The sequence below is a fragment of the Bacillus sp. ISL-35 genome (assembly GCF_018613355.1).
GTDB lineage: Bacteria > Bacillota > Bacilli > Bacillales > Cytobacillaceae > Mesobacillus.
Genome location: NZ_JAGGQK010000002.1, coordinates 493,732 through 514,116 on the forward strand (window position 1 = coordinate 493,732; position 20,385 = coordinate 514,116).

Here is a 20,385-nt window from a genome sequence, read left to right on the forward strand (position 1 = left end):
TGCTTTGCCAACGAAAAAATCGACTCCAGACATATTCCTGATGATTGTAACCTTTGCACTTTTGACTGTGGGACTGATCATGGTTTACAGTTCAAGTGCTGTCTGGGCAGACTATAAGTTTAATGACTCTTTCTTTTTTGCGAAACGGCAAATGCTGTTTGCGGGGGTCGGAATCATTGCGATGTTTTTTATCATGAATATTGACTACTGGACGTGGCGGACATGGTCAAAGGTCATCCTGATTGTCTGTTTTGTCCTGTTGGTCCTGGTATTAATCCCCGGGATCGGGAATGTACGGAATGGCTCAAGGAGCTGGATTGGCGTAGGCGCTTTTTCGGTCCAGCCATCCGAATTCATGAAAATTGCGATGATTGCCTTCCTCGCGAAATTTTTGTCGGAGAACCAGAAGGCAATTACCTCTTTTAAAAGAGGTCTTGTGCCCTCGCTGGGGCTTGTCTTTTTGGCATTTGGCCTGATTATGCTGCAGCCGGATCTGGGTACAGGAACAGTGATGGTCGGCACTTCAGTTGTCATCATTTTTATCGCCGGAGCAAGAATCAGTCATTTCGTGGGACTTGGTCTCCTTGGTGTCGCCGGTTTTGTCGGCTTAATAGCCTCTGCGCCTTACAGAATCAAACGGATCACTTCCTTTCTTGACCCATGGCAGGACCCACTGGGAAGCGGGTTTCAAATGATTCAATCACTCTATGCCATAGGGCCCGGAGGATTGTTCGGACTGGGGCTGGGACAAAGCCGGCAAAAATTCTTTTATCTCCCGGAACCACAGACGGATTTTATCTTTGCGATTCTGGCTGAAGAGCTCGGATTCATTGGAGGATCATTGATTCTTCTCTTATTCTCTTTACTCCTCTGGAGGGGCATCAGGATTGCGCTCGGTGCACCGGATTTGTTCGGTACATTTCTTGCGACTGGGATCATCGCGATGATCGCCATCCAGGTCATGATCAATATCGGGGTTGTTACGGGCCTTATGCCTGTAACAGGGATCACACTACCATTCCTGAGCTATGGGGGCTCTTCCCTTACATTGATGCTGATGGCGGTTGGAGTGCTGTTGAATATTAGCCGTCACTCAAGGTATTAAGCTGAACACATGATAAAGACCCTGATTACAGGGTCTTTTATTTGTGGTGATTTTTCATTATGGAATACCTGATTTTACGGTTAGTGTATCAAGACTGAAAAAGAATCCCGGAAAATCGGACATGAACGATGAATATGTTAGGAATATGCCTATGTTCATGCTATATTACATTTAAATAACAATATCTTAAAAAACTGTTCTACAGTTTAGAATATAGTAGAATAGGGTAAAACCGGGGAGTGCCTTTTTATGGGCACTTTTGACGATTATTTCTGTCATTGCGCTCGGAGCTGCTGCCGAAAGTGGCGGTCAAATGCGTGATTGACAGCAATTCAAAAAAGAGATAAGTTGCTGAGGTGTGGAAAATGAAGATTGCAGTTAGCGGCGGCGGTACAGGAGGACATATTTATCCTGCGCTTGCACTAATCAGGGAGATTCAAAAAAAGGATGAAAATGTTGAGTTTCTTTACATAGGAACAGAAAAGGGTCTCGAAAGCAAGCTCGTGCCGAGGGAGAAGATCCCTTTTAAGTCAATACATATCACAGGCTTCAAACGGAAACTTTCTTTTGAAAATGTAAAAACGGTGCTGCGATTCCTGAAGGGCGTAAGGGATAGTAAAAAAATGCTGAAGGAATTTAACCCTGATGTTGTCATTGGCACAGGAGGCTATGTGTGTGGCCCGGTTGTCTATGCAGCCGCCAAAATGGGCATACCAACAATTGTCCATGAACAAAACAGCGTACCAGGTTTGACCAATAAATTCTTGAGCCGTTACGTTGATAAGGTTGCCATCTGCTTCGAGGAAGCAAGGCAGTTTTTTCCGGAACAAAAGGTCGAATTGACAGGCAATCCCCGCGCGTCTGAAGTGTTGGGACAGGATGGAATCAAGGGGAGGCTGTCTGCAGGGCTTAAGCTTAAGGTGCCGACTGTGCTGATCTTCGGAGGAAGCAGAGGTGCCAGGCCGATTAATGAGGCGGTAGTCAAAAGCCTGACAGAATTAAGCAGTAAACCATATCAAGTATTATATGTAACTGGTGATGTGCATTTTGAAGAAGTCCAGAAAGAAGTGGAACTGGTTGGGAATCCAGTAAACGTGATTATCAAGCCATTCATACACAATATGCCTGAAGTGCTGGCCGGTGTTGATTTGACGGTAGCAAGAGCTGGAGCGACTACACTAGCTGAACTGACATCTCTGGGAATACCGAGCATACTGATTCCTAGCCCATACGTAACAGACAACCACCAGGAAAAGAATGCACGGGCATTAAGTGAGAACGGAGCAGCACGCCTGCTGCTTGAAAAAGACCTGACTGGGCCGAAGCTGGTTGAGGGTATTGACCAGATTCTCGGGCAGGAACAGAAACTTGCTGATATGAAAAAAGCAGCAAAGAAACTCGGTATACCAGATGCTGCCCAAAGGCTCTATCGTTTGATGGAGGAACTGGCCGCAAAGTAGCCTATAGGAATGGAGCTGCATAAACTGGTTGAATAAAGGCTGTATCGTGAAAGGAAGATAATTTATGAAGGATCTGGCTAGCAAACTTAGAGAAATGAATATCGGAACGGTTAAGGAAAACGAGCCGCTCGCGAACCATACATCAATGAAAATTGGCGGTCCCGCAGACATACTTATTGAGCCTTCGTCAATAGAAAACCTGAAAAAGGCAGTAGAAGCCATCAAGGAATCTGGAGTTAAATTGACGGTGATCGGGAGAGGGTCAAATCTTCTTGTATCGGATAAAGGGATTGAAGGCGCAGTTATGAAACTTGGCTCTGGGCTGGATGATTTGGAGATTGAAGGCACAAGAGTCACTGCTGGGGGTGGACTTTCACTTGTGAACTTTGCGATCACCATCAGCCGTAAAGGGCTTTCCGGACTAGAATTCGCCGGAGGCATCCCGGGCTCGATCGGAGGCGCTGTATATATGAACGCAGGCGCCCACGGTTCAGACATCTCCCAAATTCTTGAGAAAGCATATGTCTTGTTCGAGGATGGCACCCTTGAGTGGCTCTCGAATGAAGAGATGAAGTTTTCTTACCGGACCTCAGTCCTCCAAAAGGAGCGTCCTGGAATCGTCGTCGCTGCGGTTTTCCAGCTGAAGGAAGGAAACAAGGAGAAAATCGTGGCAGATCTTCAGAAAAACAAGGATTATCGCAAAGAGACCCAGCCATATAATTATCCAAGCTGCGGCAGTGTTTTCAGGAATCCCCTTCCTGACCACGCGGGTAATTTAATTGAAAAATCGGGCCTGAAGGGGCATCAAATCGGCGGTGCACAAATCTCCGAGCTCCATGCAAACTTCATTGTAAATAAAGGCAACGCCAAAGCTGAGGATGTACTCGGCCTGATTCAGCATGTTAAGGATACAGTCCTGGATTTACATGGTGTGAAAATGGAGACAGAAGTAGAAATTATCGGACGGAAATAGCAGGAAATTGGTTCGGGTTGTCAGATTTTGTGATATAATATGTCATTAGATTAGGATGCAGAGACGGCATGGAAATACCTCGTGCCGTTGGTCTTTCCTACGATATTAATGGACAAGACACCTTACTGATGATGTACGATAAATGATGGCTTTAACCTGCAAGACTGTATTGATAGACGTTATCTTTTAAGGAATGGGTTCAGCCGATTAAAGAGGGGATTGAAAATGGATAAGGGGAAAATCGTCTCAATTGAAGACCGGATTCCTAAACTGAAACATCAGAGGCGGAAGAAGGCCAATCGCAGGCTGATCATGCTGCTTGCTATATTTTTCTTATTGATTGCAGGTGTTATTTATTTCCAGTCACCACTTAGTAAGGTGAAAGAGATTACCGTTACGGGAAACCATTCGTATACCTTTGAACAAATCGTCGGAAAAAGCGGGCTGTCACTTGAATCAAATATCTGGAAGGTCAACAGGGGAGAGATTGAAAAGAAGCTGGAAAGAATCGAGGAAATCGAGAAAGCGACTGTCAATGTCAAACTGCCCAATACAGTGAGAATCAAGGTCGAGGAGTACGACCGGCTTGCTTACATATCAAAAGGAAAGAATTTCTACCCGGTTCTTGAAAATGGACATATACTCGGGAAAAAGCAAATTGATGAAATCCCTGTCAATGCACCAATCCTGATCGGTTTTAAGGAAGGAAAAGTGTTGGACGAAATGCTGGCATCCCTTGAAGAATTGCCTGAGGTGGTCATTAATTCAATCTCTGAAATCCATTCAAAGCCGGTGAAGACAGACAAATATCTAATTAAGCTTTATATGAACGATGGCTTTGAAGTAAATGCGACACTCAGGACTTTCTCGGAAAAAATGGCTCATTATCCGTCCATAGTCAGCCAGCTTGACCCTGAAAAAAAGGGCGTGATCGATCTCGAGGTTGGCTCTTATTTTAAAGCATATGAAGCAGAGGAAGCTGAAGAAGTTGAAATTGAACAAGAAAATGAACAGTAACCGAGTAGTTCTTTCAATCGTTTTCCTGGTTCTCGGCTTCATGGTCGCCTTTTCATTCCGTGTCACCCAGGATGACGGCGACAAAGGAAAGAGATTGACGGACAGGCAGTGGGAGCAGCATATCAGCCTGAGGAACCAGTTGATTGAACAAGAAGAAAAAAACAGGGAACTGCAAAAAGAGTTGAATGCCAAGCAGGAAAAGGTAAGGGAAATTGAAACCAGCCTGTCCAAGGAAGCACAAGTATTTTTCAACATGGCTGAAGACGCTGAAAAATATCGGAAGTTTCTTGGCAAGGTAAAGGTCAGCGGAAAAGGTGTGAAAGTAACTCTTGCCGATGGTGAGTACGATCCAGATGAAGAGAATATCAATAATTATCTTGTCCATGAACATCATGTTTTCAAGGTGATTAACGAACTCTACATTTCAGGAGCAGCAGCGGTCGCTGTGAATGGGCAGAGAATAGCGCATAATTCTTATATTTTGTGTACTGGCCCGGTAATCACTGTGGATGGCTACCAGCATCCTGCCCCTTTTGAAATCACTGCGATAGGTGACCCCGATGTCCTTTCCTCCGCGTTGAATATTACCGGTGGGGTAAAAGACCAGCTAGTAAATGACCAGATTGTTTTTTCATTGGAAAAAAAGTCGGAAATTACGATGGAACCTATACTTGGGAATTAACGCAGGTCGACACTCCTTTCTTTGATAAGACGCATGAAAAATGTTTTTGAAGGCTTCAGGTAAGAAAAAAATGAAAAGGCCTTATAGAAAGCAAGGTGAAATATAATGGGCCGACCTAAAAATCTCAGCTTCAGCTTGATTGCTGCTATTATTGGATTAATGGTCGCCATTCAGTTTCAAACCGTCAGGGAACCAGAAGTCCGGGATACACGTGACACATGGCAGCTTCGGGAGGATTTAATGAAAGAGAAGGAATTGCAGTCCAGGCTGCTTCTCGAAATCAGGTCGAACGAAGAAAAAATCACCAAGTATGAAACTGAACGGCAGCAAAGCAAGGAAGAAGTGCTCCGTGAAACACTCGCTGAATTGAAGGATGAAGCCGGCCTGGAAGAGGTTAAGGGTCCTGGTCTCTCCCTGTCGATTGAGCCGGCGTTCAATCTGATTGTCGAAGGGGACAATCCTCCTTCGGTTTCTCCTGACCTGCTCAAGAGGCTCTTGAATGAATTGAATATGTATGGAGCAAAGCATGTTTCAGTTGATGGTGAGAGGGTCATAAATACAACCGTCATCCGGGATATTAACAGGGTGACGAAAATCAACAACCATTCTCTGAACCGTTTTCCCATTGAGGTAAAGGTCATTACGGAGAACGGGGATACTGCTGAAAAATTATACAACCGGATGAAGGTTTCTACGGTTGCCGAGGATTTCTTCATTGATAATCTGGAAGTTAAAGTAAACAGGCCGGTGGGAGACCTGGTCGTACCGGCTTATCAGGATACGATCAGGATCAGATACATGGAATCTGCTAAAACAGAAAAAGGGGGAGGCAACGGATAATGTGGCTTCCAATAATGGGGTTGATAATCGGTGCCATCATAGGCCTGCTGACCGATATCCGTATCCCTGAAGAATACTCAAATTATTTATCCATCGCGATCCTTGCAGCCCTCGATACATTGTTCGGCGGGATTCGTGCCCAGCTACAAAATATCTACGATGAGAAAGTTTTTGTGTCAGGTTTCTTTTTTAATATAATATTGGCAGCAAGTTTAGCTTTTCTAGGTGTTCATCTTGGTGTAGACTTGTATTTAGCAGCAGTTTTTGCCTTCGGGGTAAGGCTGTTCCAGAATATAGCGGTCATCAGGAGAATATTATTGACAAAATGGTCAACGACAAGTGAAAAGTAGAAAAAAAAATGATATTTTAAAAGGGAAATATTTAATTGTGACGAATAAAGTAATGTAATTAAAAAAGAAACGCAATTAGATAACAGTGTGAAAATTGTTGTTCAAACATTAGGAATTGTTGAAGGAGGTGCCACAGAATGAACAGCAATGATATATATGTCAGTCTTGACATCGGTACATCCAGTGTTAAGGTTATCATTGGGGAAATGGTTAATGACACTTTGAATATAATTGGTGTTGGCAATGTGAAGTCCGAAGGGTTAAGAAAGGGCTCCATTGTTGATATAGATGAAACCGTTCATTCTATTAAAAGGGCAATTGAACAGGCTGAAAGAATGATAGGTTTGAAGATTAACCAGGTGATTGTAGGGGTCACCGGCAATCATGTTTCACTTTTGCCATGCCATGGTGTGGTTGCGGTTTCCAGCGACAATCGCGAAATTACAAATGAGGATGTAGCGAGAGTCATTGATGCTGCACAGGTGGTATCGATCCCGCCTGAGCGAGAGATAATAGACGTGATTCCAAAGCAATTTATCGTTGACGGTCTTGATGAGATCAATGATCCAAGAGGCATGATCGGTGTCAGGCTTGAAATGGAAGGTACGATCATTACCGGATCAAAGACAATCTTACATAATACTCTTCGTTGTGTGGAGCGTGCTGGACTTGAAATTGTGGATATTGGCCTTCAGCCGCTTGCTGCAGGTGCATTCGCACTTTCAAAGGATGAAAAGAATATGGGTGTCGCGATGATTGATATTGGCGGCGGCTCATCAACTGTCGCTGTTTTCGAAAACGGGCACTTAAGGGGTACATCTGTCATACCGGTTGGAGGAGACCATATCACTAAGGACTTGTCCATCGGATTGCGCACAACGACCGAAGAAGCGGATCAATTGAAATTAAAGCATGGACATGCTTTTTACGACCATGCTTCCGAAGACGAGGTATTTGAAGTATCAATTATCGGCAGTGACCAGCAGCAGCAGTTCAACCAGCTGGAAGTAGCCGACATCATTGAAGCGAGAATGGAAGAAATCTTCTCCCTTGTCCAGGATGAGTTGAAACATATGAACATCAGGGACCTGCCTGGCGGGTTTGTCCTTACAGGGGGAACAGCCAATATGCAGGGAGTCCTGGAGCTTGCTCAGGATATCTTCCAAAGCAGGGTAAGGATTGCCATTCCAGACTATATTGGCGTCAGGGAACCTCAATATACGACTGCAGTTGGATTGATTCAATTTGCTTATAGAAACGCAAAATTAAAAGGGAAGAAAATGGAAGCAGCTTTTAGCGAATTAGAACCGAAAGAAAAAAGAGTTCAAAAACAGCCGCATCCAAAATCGAAGCCTGAGAAACAGCCTGAAGAAAAAGTCACCACAAGAATGAAAAAATTTCTTGGCTACTTTTTTGAATAATCAGAGCTAACAGGAAATCGACGAATTAGGAGGATTTGTCATGTTGGAATTTGATACGAATTTAGATTCACTTGCTACTATAAAAGTTATCGGTGTTGGCGGCGGCGGAAATAATGCGGTTAACCGAATGATCGAACACGGCGTACAGGGTGTCGAATTCATTGCGGTTAATACGGACGCACAGGCGCTGAACCTTTCAAAAGCTGAAATCAGAATGCAAATCGGTGCAAAACTTACCCGCGGACTTGGCGCTGGTGCCAATCCTGAAGTTGGGAAGAAGGCTGCCGAAGAAAGCAAAGAGCAGATCGAAGAAGTGCTTAAGGGTGCGGATATGGTATTCGTTACTGCCGGCATGGGCGGAGGCACTGGAACAGGTGCAGCTCCTGTAATCGCTCAAATCGCGAAAGACCTTGGGGCTTTGACTGTGGGTGTTGTTACACGTCCATTTACTTTCGAAGGACGCAAGCGTGCGGGACAAGCTGGCGGCGGAATTTCGTCGATGAAGGAAGCAGTAGATACGCTGATCGTCATTCCGAATGACCGTTTGCTTGAAATCGTTGATAAGAGCACTCCGATGCTTGAAGCGTTCCGTGAAGCGGATAACGTTCTTCGCCAGGGTGTTCAGGGTATTTCTGACCTGATTGCTACTCCTGGTTTGATCAACCTTGACTTTGCTGACGTAAAAACAATCATGTCCAATAAAGGTTCAGCCCTAATGGGTATTGGGGTAGCTGCAGGTGAAAACCGTGCTACTGAAGCAGCAAAAAAAGCAATTTCATCTCCATTGCTTGAAACATCACTTGATGGAGCCCAGGGCGTGCTAATGAACATTACAGGCGGCACTAATCTGAGCCTTTATGAAGTTCAGGAAGCGGCTGATATTGTTGCTACTGCTTCTGACCAGGATGTAAACATGATCTTCGGTTCCGTAATTAATGAAACATTAAAAGATGAAATCATCGTTACTGTTATCGCTACTGGCTTCAACGAGGAAGTCATCCAGCCAAAACCGACGAGACCTGGATTTGGCGGGCAGCAAAAACCTGGAATGGGCGCAATCAAGCGTGAACAGCCAAAACGCGAAGAAATCCAGCAGGAAGCACCACGAAGCAATCCATCTTCACAAGGGGATGATGCTCTTGATATTCCAACCTTCCTGCGTAACCGCAACAGAAGACGCTAATTTTACATCATAAGACAAAAAGGCATAGCCGTAACGGCTATGCCTTTTTTTATTGGCAGGAAATCTACTAGGATCAGCACACCAGAAAAGAATGTGAAGAAGTAGTCATACAGACTATTAAATCGGGGTTCTTTCAACTCATTGGTCTAAAAATCAGAAAATTGACAAAATCCGAAGGGATAAGTGAAAATCTCTGTTGTTTTGTTGCCAGAATGTGACACACTTCATATGCCAATGACGATATACTTTTTCGTAACGGAATGATAGAGCAAGAGGCAAAACTTATATCACTTGCCATGATCTTGTTCGATGCCAATCGTATTGCCATCAGATATTCTGTGTTCATCGGAATTCAGCTGGAAATTGCTTCTTTGCCCATACCGGCTTAAGAATATCTGACAGAAGAGGCATTAAGGCGTCTGCAATTCTGTACAGGGGGATGAGAGGTGAAGGTCTATCTGGATGTGATCTGGGCGTTGAATCTGTTATTTGATACGTTCCTTCTATATTTGACTGCCATCATCCTGAAGAGGCAGATCAAGCTTTGGCGTCTGGCGGCAGGAGGAACGATTGGTTCATTGCTCATTATATTATCGATAACGCCATTTCATGCGGCAGCCGGCCATCCGGCTGGAAAGTTACTCTTTTCGATTTTGATGGTACTAGCAGCTTTTGGCTATAAAAGAATGCGGTTTTTCTTAAAAGCACTTATGACTTTTTATGTCACGACTTTCCTGCTTGGAGGTACCTTGACAGGAGTCCATTATTTCATCCAATTTGATATGGATTTGGCTTCGAATGTCGCGATGAATCATATTAAAGGATTCGGCGACCCGGTCAGCTGGCTGTTTGTGGTATTGGGTTTTCCGCTGGCCTGGCACTTTTCAAGACGGAATATTGAACAATTCGAAATGACGAAGATCCAATATGATTCCCTTGCTGATGTGAAAGTGAAATTCATGGAGATGGATTTTAATATTAGAGGATTGATTGACAGCGGGAACCAATTATATGATCCCATCTCTAAATTGCCGGTCATGATTTTATCCATCAACCACTGTTTGGACCAAATATCGGAAGAAATCAAAAAGATAGCCGAAAATCCTGATTGTGTATTGTCGGGTGACGGACAGTTTTCACAGCAGCTTGAAAATCGAATGAGAATCATTCCATGTAAAGTCGTCGGACAAGAGCACCAGTTAATCATTGCCTTTAATCCGGATCAAATCAGTATTACCACAGAAGAGGGCATTTACAGGGCAGAAAAGAGCCTGATTTCTTTTACAGCACAGGAATTATCGGCAGATGGAAGTTTCCAATGCATCATCCATCCTAAAATGCTTGCAGGGATGGCAAAGTCAGAGCAGGCGGTCAAGGTAAGCTAATATTACTATACTCAGAAATACATAATTTAGAAGGAGGACAATCAATGAAAAATTTGCGGCTTCGGTTATCCTATTACTGGTATAAATTATTAATAAAACTAGGCTTGAAAACAGATGAAATATATTATATCGGCGGTAGCGAAGCGTTGCCCCCTCCTTTAACGAAAGAAGAGGAAGAAGTGCTGTTGAACAAACTTCCTAACGGGGATAAAGCAGCGAGGTCGATTCTGATCGAGAGAAACCTGAGGCTAGTCGTTTACATCGCCCGCAAATTCGAAAATACAGGAATCAACATTGAAGATTTGATCAGTATCGGAACAATTGGATTGATCAAGGCGGTCAATACATTCAATCCAGAGAAAAAAATCAAGCTGGCTACCTATGCATCTAGATGTATTGAAAATGAAATCCTTATGTATCTTCGGAGGAATAATAAGCTTCGTTCAGAAGTTTCCTTTGATGAACCGCTGAATATCGATTGGGATGGAAATGAACTGCTTCTGTCCGATGTACTTGGTACGGATGATGATATTATAACGAAGGACCTCGAATCGAATGTAGATAAAAAATTGCTGGTAAAAGCGCTCCAGCAGCTTTCAGACCGTGAAAAACAGATCATGGAATTGCGCTTTGGCCTTGGCAGCGGCGAGGAAAAGACGCAAAAGGATGTAGCGGATATGCTGGGCATTTCGCAGTCCTACATTTCCCGTCTTGAAAAGAGAATCATCAAACGCTTAAGAAAAGAATTCAATAAAATGGTATAGCAGAAAAATTTTCTCAAATAAATTTCACCATTAAAATATCAATAACTAGGCGGTTTGGCCGGCTGATTCTTCCTAAAGGCGTTCCAGCCTCCCGGTAATCAGTGCATATTTTTCCTTCCTGCGGAGATACTGAATTTTGACAGCAGCTCCTGTGAGGAGGGAAAAGATTGACACGAAACAAAGTTGAAATTTGCGGTGTTGATACATCAAAGCTTCCCGTTCTGAAAAACGAGGAAATGAGAAAACTATTTAGAGAGATGCAAAGCGGTGACATCACAGCAAGAGAAAAACTGGTGAATGGGAACCTAAGGCTTGTTTTGAGTGTAATCCAGCGTTTTAACAACCGGGGCGAGTTTGTCGACGATCTGTTTCAGGTCGGGTGTATAGGCCTTATGAAGTCCATTGATAATTTTGATCTGGGACAGAATGTAAAGTTTTCAACCTATGCCGTCCCGATGATCATCGGCGAAATCAGACGGTATTTACGAGATAATAATCCAATCAGAGTCTCCCGTTCACTCAGGGATATCGCTTACAAAGCACTGCAGGTACGCGAAAAGCTTATGAGTGAGGCTTCAAGGGAGCCGACTGCTGAAGAAATTGCGAAGGTATTAGAAGTGCCGCATGAAGAGATTGTCTTCGCCCTCGATGCCATCCAGGATCCAGTATCATTGTTCGAGCCGATATATAATGACGGCGGAGATCCGATCTATGTAATGGATCAGCTTAGCGATGAGCGGAACAAGGATACGAACTGGATTGAGGAAATCGCCCTTAAAGAGGGCATGAGACGCCTGAACGAAAGGGAAAAGCTGATTTTAAGGAAAAGGTTCTTCCAGGGCAAGACACAAATGGAGGTAGCCGATGAAATCGGGATTTCCCAGGCCCAGGTATCCCGGCTTGAAAAAGCAGCCATCAAACAAATGAATAAGAATATCCAAAGCTAAGCTGCCTTATGGGCAGCTTTTTCAATTGTTGAATGCCTTCCTGCAATCATACATCTTTTCCTGATTCATATAATGCTATAAGGGGTGGAAAACGCCACAGTGAAATCCGGAGGGATCTGAATGGTAAAGGTTACCGAGTTTCAAGTGAAAGACGTCGTGAATGTATCAGATGGGAAAAGACTTGGGAACATTGAAGATTTTGAAATCAATTTAAATACAGGGAAAATCGAGGCTCTCGTCATTGGAAGTTCCGGCAAGGTACTAGGATTCTTCGGGAAGGAAGACGAGGTCGTCATACCATGGAGGAATATCCTGAAAATAGGTGAAGATGTCATTTTGGTCCGCTATAAGGACAGTGGGGAATATCTGCAGCATGAGGAACGGGAAGTGTAGCATCGTAACACTGTTGTATTGCGGCTTGTATGTGATAAACTAGACAAAAACGTGTGAGGTACAAAGTTATGGAGCCATTCATCTTAAAAAGTCAGGAATTCTTTACAATAAAAGAGTGGATGGAGCGACATCCTGGACTGGAGGCTGGGTTCACGACAAAGCATGGCGGAGTGAGCCAGCTGCAGGCTTTTTCGGGATTGAACTTCGGCTTCCATGTTGGAGACGAGCAGTCGTCTGTTTGCGAAAATCGTCTTCTTCTGGCTGAAAAGATCGATTTTCCGCTTCATAGCTGGGTTGGCGCAGAACAGACACATGACATCCGAATTGCAAAAATCGACAAGACCGACAAAGGAAAAGGCTCAAGAGATTATGAATCCTCGTTCCCGGAAACGGATGGTTTTTTGACTTCAGAGCAGGGCATCCTGTTGACACTTTGTTTTGCAGATTGTGTACCATTGTATTTTATAGAGCCAGAATCCAGATTGATTGGCGTCGCTCATGCAGGGTGGAAAGGCACCGTCCATGGCATTGCAGCCGAGATGATTAGCAAATTCAAGCAAAATGGGGCGAAAACTGAAAAAATTTCTGCTATTATTGGTCCATCAATATGCAAAAAATGTTATATTGTTGATGAGAGAGTCATCAATCTAGTGAAAAATATACTAGATGGTGTCGAGATGTTGCCATATAATCAAGTTAGTGAAGGTCAATATTCTCTCGATTTGAAGGAATTGAACCGTCAGATCTTAATGAAGGCCGGAGTGAAAAAGGAAAATATAGAAGTAACCGATTACTGTACCAGCTGCCATAGCGAGCACTTTTATTCCCACAGAAGGGATCAGGGGAATGCTGGCCGCATGATGGCATACATCGGCTGGAAGGAGGATATCCATCCATAATGAAAGTTGCAGAGAATCTGGAGGTTATCCAGAGTCAAATAGCAAATGCCTGTAAGATTGCGGGCCGGAAACTAGATGAAGTGAAACTCATCGCCGTGACGAAATATGTATCCCCAGAGAGGGCCCAGGAAGCGATCAATGCAGGTGTGATCAATCTCGGTGAAAACAGAGATGAAGGATTGCTCGATAAAATCAGCCATCTTCAGGACAAGCCTGTTTGGCATTTTATCGGAACGTTGCAAACTAGAAAAGTAAAAAACATCATAGATCATGTTACATATATCCATTCACTGGACAGGCTGTCGCTGGCAAAGGAAATTAATAAGCGCGCCAGGTCAAAGATGAAATGCCTCATCCAGGTCAATGCATCAGGGGAAGAGAGCAAGCACGGCCTCGAGCCGGAAGATGTCATAGATTTTATTCAAGAATTGAAACAATATCCAAATATCGAGATCAGCGGATTGATGACAATGGCTCCTTTAACGGAAGACGAACAGGTCATCAGAGATTGCTTCAGGAATCTGAAAAATCTGCAGGCAGAGATCCAGAAGCTTGAACTGGATTATGCTCCATGCCATGAACTGTCAATGGGAATGTCAAATGATTTTAAAATAGCGGTTGAGGAAGGTTCGACTATGGTGCGAATCGGTACAGCCCTGGTAGGCAATGAATCGGAGGTGCAATAATATGAGCTTAAAATCAAAAATAAAGACATTTTTTTTCCTGGAAGATGAATATGACTATAATGATGAGGAAATGCTCGAAGAAGAAATTGAACCGATTAAGTCTAACAAACATCCTGTCCAGCAAAAACAGAATGTGGTAAGCCTTCAGAGCGTGCAAAAATCATCTAAGGTGATCCTGATGGAACCAAGGATGTATGCTGAAGCCCAGGAAATTGCAGACCATCTGAAAAACCGCAGGGCAGTGGTCGTGAATTTGCAGCGCATTGAGCAGGATCAGGCAAGGAGAATTGTCGATTTCCTCAGTGGAACCGTTTATGCAATCAGCGGTGATATCCAGCGGATCGGCATGAATATCTTTTTATGTACCCCGGATAATGTGGAAGTGACAGGGAATATTTCTGAACTGATGCAGGAGCGGGATTACCAAGAGTCGAGGTGGTAGGTTAATGGATATAGTGATTGGATTAATAGCCCAATTAGTGGGGATTTATCAATGGGCATTGATAATTTATATTTTCATGTCATGGTTCCCGAATGCAAGGGAAACAGCAATTGGACAATTTTTAGCCCGAATTTGCGAGCCGTTTTTGGAGCCGTTCCGCAGGATTGTGCCTTCTATTGGCATGATTGACATTTCGCCAATCGTGGCATTCCTGGTATTAAGATTTGCGGTATCGGGCCTGTATCAATTGGCTCATTGGTTTTAAACATATGACTATTCTTACAGGGTCTGATTCAGGCCCTGTTTATTTTCTATAAAGGTTTCAAAGGAGTACAATATGAGTATTTACCAGCATTTCCGTCCCGAGGAACGGGAATTTATCGACCAGGTGATTAACTGGAAAGAATATGTTGAGCAGAATTATGCTCCAAAGCTGACTGATTTCCTGGACCCGAGGGAGCAGCAAATCTTAGGAACAGTCATCGGAAAGCATCCCGATGTGAAATGGGAATTGTTTGGAGGGGCTGGAGGCACGGAGAGAAAACGGGCGTTTCTGTTTCCAGAGTATTTGGAAGCAAAACAAGAGGATTTTCAGGTGAAGCTTTTCGGCGTCGTCTATGCCAGTAAGTTCGTGAACATTGAACATCGGCAGGTACTTGGAAGCCTGATGTCACTTGGCCTGAAGCGCGGAAAGTTCGGCGACATCCTTATTGATGGAGATAAGGTCCAATTTTTTGCTGCTGCCGAAATTGCTGACTATATCAGATTACAGCTTGAATCTGTCGGCAGGGCTTCGATCAGCCTGACAGAGCTTCCCCTTGAAGAGGCAGCAGCAATCGATGATGAATGGAATGAAGTGAACACCACTGTCTCATCTTTAAGGCTGGATACAGTCATGTCTGCACTCTTCAATCTTTCCAGGCAAAAATCCCAGCTTTTGATCCAGCATGGGCACGTGAAAGTCAATTGGACTGCTATCGAAAATACAGCATTTGATTGTGGCGAAGGGGATGTCATCTCCGCGCGTGGGTACGGCCGTGCGAAAATCATCACAATTGAAGGGAAAACAAAAAAAGATAAATATCGGGTTATTGCCGGAAGAAAAAAATAATTATATAGTAAAGAAGAAGGATTTTTAGTGTTTTTGTCGAATCATAGCTTTAAGTACATAAGGATTATAACGAAATGGGAGGTGGCGTAATGCCTTTAACGCCGTTAGATATACACAACAAAGAATTCAATAAGGGATTTCGCGGGTATGATGAAGATGAAGTGAATGAGTTCCTTGATCAGGTCATCAAGGACTACGAACTAATAATCCGTGAAAAAAAGGAAATGGAAGAAAAGCTGAATGAAATGAATTCCAGGCTTGGCCATTTTACAAATATAGAAGAAACCTTGAATAAATCAATCGTTATTGCCCAGGAAGCTGGGGAAGAAGTCCGCCGCAACGCTCAGAAAGAGGCAAAGCTGATCGTTAAGGAAGCGGAAAAGAACGCAGACAGGATCATCAATGAGTCATTGTCAAAGGCACGTAAAATTGCTTTGGAAATCGAAGAATTGAAAAAGCAGTCCAAAGTATTCAGGACAAGGTTCAAGATGCTGATCGAAGCACAGCTTGATATGCTGAACACCGATGATTGGGATCACCTGCTTGAATATGAACTCGATTCAACAGAATTAAAGGCGACTGCAAGAGAAGAAGAAGATTCACTGGCTTGACGCAGGCACGCTGTTTCGCATATAATTTCATAACAAAGTGCAATACATGACAGAAACGATGACAGGGACAGTATGGCGTTCCAGTTGCTTGCTTTTTCAGCGAAATGGGGAAGGTGGAAGCCCATTGCAAGCGGATTGCCAGAAGATCACCCGATAGTTCCGAGCTGAACATCCAAACAGGATCAGTAAGCACAGGCGTGACATTCGCGTTAAGAATGCTAAGAGGACAGGATCACGATGATCCTTGTCTATTTAGGGTGGTACCGCGGGAAATAAACCTTCTCGTCCCTTTTTTAGGGATGAGGAGGTTTTTTATATTTTCAGTGATTGTTTCCTATCATGATTGCAACGGTAAAAAATAGGAGGATTAATTCAATGGAGTATAAAGACACTTTGCTTATGCCGAAGACCGAGTTTCCAATGCGCGGAAACCTTCCGAACAGGGAACCGGAAATCCAGGCTAAATGGGAAGAAATGAAGATCTATGAAAAGGTTCAAAAACACACTGAAGGGCGTCCGCTGTTCATCTTGCATGATGGACCTCCATATGCCAATGGAGATATCCATATGGGGCACGCACTGAATAAAATCCTCAAAGATTTTATTGTCCGCTATAAATCAATGAGCGGTTTCTCTTCACCGTATGTTCCTGGATGGGATACACATGGTTTGCCGATTGAGCAGGCTTTGACAAACAAGGGTGTTAAACGCAAAGAAATGACGGTAGCTGAATTCAGGAAGCTATGTGAAGAATATGCATACCAGCAGATTGAAAACCAGCGTGAACAGTTCAAGCGTCTTGGTGTCCGCGGTGACTGGGAAAATCCGTATATCACACTGAAGCCAGAATATGAGGCACAGCAAATCAAGGTATTCGGTGAAATGGCGAAGAAAGGCTACATCTACAAAGGCAAAAAACCAGTGTACTGGTCACCATCAAGTGAATCTGCGCTGGCAGAAGCAGAAATCGAGTACCAGGATAAGCGTTCAGCTTCCATCTATGTTGGGTTCCCGGTAAAGGACGGCAAAGGTGTTCTTGACCAGGATGTCGAGATCGTCATCTGGACGACAACTCCTTGGACAATTCCTGCCAACCTTGGGATTTCTGTTCACCCTGACCTCACTTATGTTGTAGTTGAGGCAAACAATAAGAAGTATCTTGTAGCCGAAGCCCTGCTTGAAGCTGTTGCCAAGGAAATCGGCTGGGAAGATGTATCAGTTGATAAGAAAGTTTCTGGTAAAGAGCTTGAAGGTGTTCTTGCAAAACATCCAATTTACGGCAGGGATTCCCTCGTGATGCTTGGAGAGCATGTTACGACTGATGCTGGTACCGGATGCGTACACACTGCACCGGGACACGGGGAGGATGACTTCCATGTCGGCCAGAAATATGGTCTTGAAGTTTTATGCCCTGTTGATGATAAAGGCGTCATGACTGCTGAAGCTGAAGGATTTGAAGGGTTGTTCTATGATCAGGCTAACAAGCCAATCACCGAAAAGCTTGAGGAAGTCGGTGCATTATTAAAGCTTAGCTTCATCACTCACTCCTATCCGCATGACTGGAGAACAAAGAAGCCGGTTATCTTCCGCGCTACTGCGCAATGGTTCGCTTCGATCAAAGATTTCCGCGGCGAGCTGCTCAAGGCCGTAGAAGAAACGAAATGGGTTCCGGCATGGGGTGAAACAAGATTGTTCAACATGGTTCGCGACCGCGGCGACTGGTGTATTTCACGCCAGCGTGCATGGGGTGTTCCAATCCCAGTATTTTACGCTGAGAACGGGCAGGAAATCATCACAGATGAAACAATCGAACATGTATCAAACCTGTTCCGTGAACACGGCTCAAACATCTGGTTCAAAAAGGAAGCAAAGGAGCTGCTGCCTGAAGGCTTCAGCCATCCTGGCAGCCCGAATGGCCATTTTACAAAAGAAACTGACATCATGGATGTTTGGTTCGATTCCGGATCATCTCATCAGGCAGTACTTGTTGAGCGCGATGACCTGCAGCGTCCGGCAGACCTTTACCTTGAAGGATCTGACCAGTACCGCGGCTGGTTCAACTCATCTTTGTCAACAGCAGTAGCTGTCACAGGCAAGGCACCATACAAAGGCGTACTGAGCCATGGTTTTGCTCTAGATGGCGAAGGCCGCAAGATGAGTAAGTCAATCGGGAACGTCGTCGTTCCTGCCAAGGTCATGAACCAGCTGGGAGCAGACATCCTTCGTCTATGGGTTGCATCTGTTGACTATCAATCGGATGTACGTGTATCTGACGCAATCTTGAAACAGGTTGCCGAAGTATATCGTAAAATCCGTAACACGTTCAGGTTCTTGCTTGGAAACCTGTCAGACTTCAATCCTGAGACAGATGCGGTTCCATTCGAGCAGCTGCGTGAAGTCGACCAGTTCATGCTTGTGAAGCTGAATAAGTTAATCAAATATGTCCGCAATGCTTATGACAACTATGAATTCGCAGGTGTCTACCATGCGGTGAATAACTTCTGTACATTAGATTTGAGTGCCTTCTATCTTGATTTTGCGAAGGATGTTCTTTACATCGAAGCAGCAGATAACGCAGAGCGCCGCGCAATTCAGACAGTATTGCATGAAAGCTTGCTTGCATTGGTTAAGCTTACTGCTCCGATCCTTTCACATACTGCTGATGAAGTTTGGGCTTTCATCCCTTCTTCAAAGGAAGATAGCGTTCAGCTTACAGATATGCCTGAAGCAAAAGAAGTAGCAAACGCTGAAGCACTTGAGAAGAAATGGAATGCATTCATGAAGCTTCGTGATGATGTCCTGAAGGCTCTTGAAGAAGCCAGGAATGAAAAAGTCATCGGAAAGTCACTGACTGCCAAGGTATCCTTGTATGTCAACGACAGCACGAAAGAACTGCTTGACTCTATCTCTGAAAACTTAAGCCAGCTGTTCATCGTTTCAGGCTTTGAAGTTGCCGGAAGCTATGACCAGGCTCCTGAAAATGCAATCAAGCTTGAAAATGCAGCGATCGTCGTCACAAAAGCAGAGGGTGAAACCTGCGAAAGATGCTGGGTTGTCACTCCGGAAGTCGGAAAGGTGGAAGAACATCCAACACTTTGCGAACGCTGTGCAACTGTTGTAAAAGAAAATTATTAATCGTTCTATTGAAACTCCGGGTTTTCGAACCCGGAGTTTTTTTATCATGTCAAATATCTTCCTGCTCCGGTAAAACTTTAACTGAGTCAGCATAAGGCAACGGGAAATAATAGCTGTAAACAGGAACGGGGGCAGATATATGGAAGGTAATCTTGATTACATTTACAACGAGCTCCGCGAAACAAGAATAGAATTGTTAACGTACCTGAACTATGGTCAAAGAGATGAAAGAATTTTACACTATATCAAAGATGAACTTCGCGACATTGAAGCAGCACTGGAGAAAATGGAAAATGGCGAGTATGGAAAATGTGAAATATCAGGAGAATACCTGCCATATGAGTTTTTGCAGACTATTCCGACAGCCAGGTCTGCAGGAGAATTGGAGCAATTAGAACAATACTGCAGGAAACCGATCTATTCGTGATTTATTTTTGTCTATCAACATAGAGTTGAGCATAGTTTTAGCTGGGATTGGAAAAAATCATTGAAAATTTCCAAGTCGCCAATAAAAATCGATTTTCGCTAATAAACAAGGCATTATCGCCAATAAAATAAAATTTTCGCCAAAAAAACAGTGGAAATCGCCAATAAAAAATTTTTTTCGCCAATAAAAAATCCAGCAGGTCAAATTACGTAAAAATCTGCAGGTAAAACGGCTGTTTTTAACTGAATATTTCTGTTATCAGGGGTTTTACCACCTAAGAATGTCAGCAGCCATACTAAAACTGATAAAATCTGTTGTTTTTTATATGAAGAATATTAGTTCTTTCATTTGAATATTGTCCAGCTCCAGCGCCTACCCCTTCGAGACGCTTGTTCAGTGTCGCCTCCTGGAAACTCCGAAACTTCAACTCCGCCTGCAGAAGCAAAAAGCGCTTCTTTGTCGGAGTCTCCAGTTTCTGCGTTTCTGTGCAGTCGGCTATACTTTTCGATTTCGGTCCTGCCAATGAAGTCAAAGTGCGACTTCACCGTCAGGCC

At 43.9% G+C, this 20,385-nt stretch carries 22 protein-coding genes and 1 other annotated feature; of the genes, 21 read left to right on the plus strand and 1 reads right to left on the minus strand.

The annotated features are described in order from the left end of the window. The first annotated feature begins 4 nt into the window (after nt 1–4). The 21 genes from spoVE to J7E38_RS05755 all read left to right on the plus strand — a co-directional run bounded on the left by spoVE (nt 5) and on the right by J7E38_RS05755 (nt 19,831). On the plus strand, nt 5–1,105 hold the full coding sequence (spoVE, locus tag J7E38_RS05655) for a stage V sporulation protein E (protein WP_214703832.1): 1,101 nt from the start codon (nt 5–7) through the stop codon (nt 1,103–1,105). A gap of 365 nt (nt 1,106–1,470) precedes the next feature. Further along, nucleotides 1,471–2,565, plus strand: a complete 1,095-nt coding sequence (gene murG / locus J7E38_RS05660; protein WP_214703833.1) for an undecaprenyldiphospho-muramoylpentapeptide beta-N-acetylglucosaminyltransferase — start codon at nt 1,471–1,473, stop codon at nt 2,563–2,565. A 64-nt stretch (nt 2,566–2,629) separates the two neighbouring features. Continuing rightward, nucleotides 2,630–3,538: a UDP-N-acetylmuramate dehydrogenase gene (gene murB / locus J7E38_RS05665; RefSeq protein ID WP_214703837.1), complete on the plus strand. Its 909-nt coding sequence runs from the start codon at nt 2,630–2,632 to the stop codon at nt 3,536–3,538. 225 nt (nt 3,539–3,763) lie between these two features. Further along, nucleotides 3,764–4,555, plus strand: coding sequence for a cell division protein FtsQ/DivIB (locus J7E38_RS05670; RefSeq protein ID WP_214703840.1), 792 nt, complete (start codon nt 3,764–3,766; stop codon nt 4,553–4,555). Next, nucleotides 4,503–5,237, plus strand: coding sequence for a DUF881 domain-containing protein (locus tag J7E38_RS05675; protein WP_215038213.1), 735 nt, complete (start codon nt 4,503–4,505; stop codon nt 5,235–5,237). Before J7E38_RS05670 ends, J7E38_RS05675 begins: the two co-directional genes overlap by 53 nt. A 105-nt stretch (nt 5,238–5,342) precedes the next feature. Continuing rightward, entirely contained in the window at nt 5,343–6,077 is a 735-nt protein-coding gene (locus J7E38_RS05680) for a DUF881 domain-containing protein (RefSeq protein ID WP_214703852.1), read from the plus strand. Continuing rightward, nucleotides 6,077–6,427, plus strand: coding sequence for a small basic family protein (locus J7E38_RS05685; RefSeq protein ID WP_214703855.1), 351 nt, complete (start codon nt 6,077–6,079; stop codon nt 6,425–6,427). Before J7E38_RS05680 ends, J7E38_RS05685 begins: the two co-directional genes overlap by 1 nt. Nucleotides 6,428–6,564: 137 nt before the next feature. After that, complete coding sequence (gene ftsA, locus J7E38_RS05690) at nt 6,565–7,848, plus strand: cell division protein FtsA (RefSeq protein ID WP_144474799.1); 1,284 nt, start codon at nt 6,565–6,567, stop codon at nt 7,846–7,848. 40 nt (nt 7,849–7,888) lie between these two features. Next, on the plus strand, nt 7,889–9,031 hold the full coding sequence (ftsZ, locus tag J7E38_RS05695) for a cell division protein FtsZ (protein WP_214703858.1): 1,143 nt from the start codon (nt 7,889–7,891) through the stop codon (nt 9,029–9,031). 446 nt (nt 9,032–9,477) lie between these two features. Next, nucleotides 9,478–10,416: a sigma-E processing peptidase SpoIIGA gene (spoIIGA, locus tag J7E38_RS05700; RefSeq protein ID WP_214703861.1), complete on the plus strand. Its 939-nt coding sequence runs from the start codon at nt 9,478–9,480 to the stop codon at nt 10,414–10,416. Nucleotides 10,417–10,460: 44 nt separating this feature from the next. Continuing rightward, nucleotides 10,461–11,180: an RNA polymerase sporulation sigma factor SigE gene (gene sigE / locus J7E38_RS05705; RefSeq protein ID WP_207498508.1), complete on the plus strand. Its 720-nt coding sequence runs from the start codon at nt 10,461–10,463 to the stop codon at nt 11,178–11,180. A 167-nt stretch (nt 11,181–11,347) separates the two neighbouring features. Further along, nucleotides 11,348–12,127 carry an RNA polymerase sporulation sigma factor SigG gene (gene sigG, locus J7E38_RS05710; protein WP_144474803.1) on the plus strand — a complete coding sequence of 260 codons (780 nt, stop codon included), beginning with the start codon at nt 11,348–11,350 and terminating at the stop codon, nt 12,125–12,127. A gap of 120 nt (nt 12,128–12,247) precedes the next feature. Further along, on the plus strand, nt 12,248–12,520 hold the full coding sequence (locus J7E38_RS05715; protein ID WP_214703864.1) for a YlmC/YmxH family sporulation protein: 273 nt from the start codon (nt 12,248–12,250) through the stop codon (nt 12,518–12,520). A 68-nt stretch (nt 12,521–12,588) separates the two neighbouring features. After that, entirely contained in the window at nt 12,589–13,419 is an 831-nt protein-coding gene (pgeF, locus tag J7E38_RS05720) for a peptidoglycan editing factor PgeF (RefSeq protein WP_214703868.1), read from the plus strand. Then, a complete protein-coding gene (locus tag J7E38_RS05725) occupies nt 13,419–14,105 on the plus strand; it encodes a YggS family pyridoxal phosphate-dependent enzyme (protein WP_214703871.1) in 687 nt (228 codons plus the stop codon). Before pgeF ends, J7E38_RS05725 begins: the two co-directional genes overlap by 1 nt. Nucleotide 14,106: 1 nt before the next feature. Continuing rightward, nucleotides 14,107–14,547, plus strand: a complete 441-nt coding sequence (locus tag J7E38_RS05730; protein WP_214703874.1) for a cell division protein SepF — start codon at nt 14,107–14,109, stop codon at nt 14,545–14,547. Between the two features lie 4 nt (nt 14,548–14,551). Beyond that, nucleotides 14,552–14,812, plus strand: coding sequence for a YggT family protein (locus J7E38_RS05735; protein ID WP_214703877.1), 261 nt, complete (start codon nt 14,552–14,554; stop codon nt 14,810–14,812). Nucleotides 14,813–14,884: 72 nt separating this feature from the next. Continuing rightward, nucleotides 14,885–15,658 (plus strand): YlmH family RNA-binding protein, encoded by a 774-nt coding sequence (locus J7E38_RS05740; RefSeq protein ID WP_214703880.1) that lies wholly within the window; start codon nt 14,885–14,887, stop codon nt 15,656–15,658. An 89-nt stretch (nt 15,659–15,747) separates the two neighbouring features. Beyond that, on the plus strand, nt 15,748–16,269 hold the full coding sequence (locus J7E38_RS05745) for a DivIVA domain-containing protein (RefSeq protein WP_144474810.1): 522 nt from the start codon (nt 15,748–15,750) through the stop codon (nt 16,267–16,269). Between the two features lie 49 nt (nt 16,270–16,318). After that, nucleotides 16,319–16,562: a binding site (T-box leader), on the plus strand. An 82-nt stretch (nt 16,563–16,644) separates the two neighbouring features. Next, entirely contained in the window at nt 16,645–19,404 is a 2,760-nt protein-coding gene (gene ileS, locus J7E38_RS05750) for an isoleucine--tRNA ligase (RefSeq protein WP_214703885.1), read from the plus strand. Between the two features lie 139 nt (nt 19,405–19,543). Further along, nucleotides 19,544–19,831 carry a TraR/DksA C4-type zinc finger protein gene (locus J7E38_RS05755; RefSeq protein ID WP_214703888.1) on the plus strand — a complete coding sequence of 96 codons (288 nt, stop codon included), beginning with the start codon at nt 19,544–19,546 and terminating at the stop codon, nt 19,829–19,831. Between the two features lie 344 nt (nt 19,832–20,175). Here the strand turns inward: J7E38_RS05755 and J7E38_RS05760 are convergent, their stop codons facing one another. Then, on the minus strand, nt 20,176–20,376 hold the full coding sequence (locus J7E38_RS05760; RefSeq protein WP_214703890.1) for a hypothetical protein: 201 nt from the start codon (nt 20,374–20,376) through the stop codon (nt 20,176–20,178). Nucleotides 20,377–20,385 lie beyond the last annotated feature (9 nt).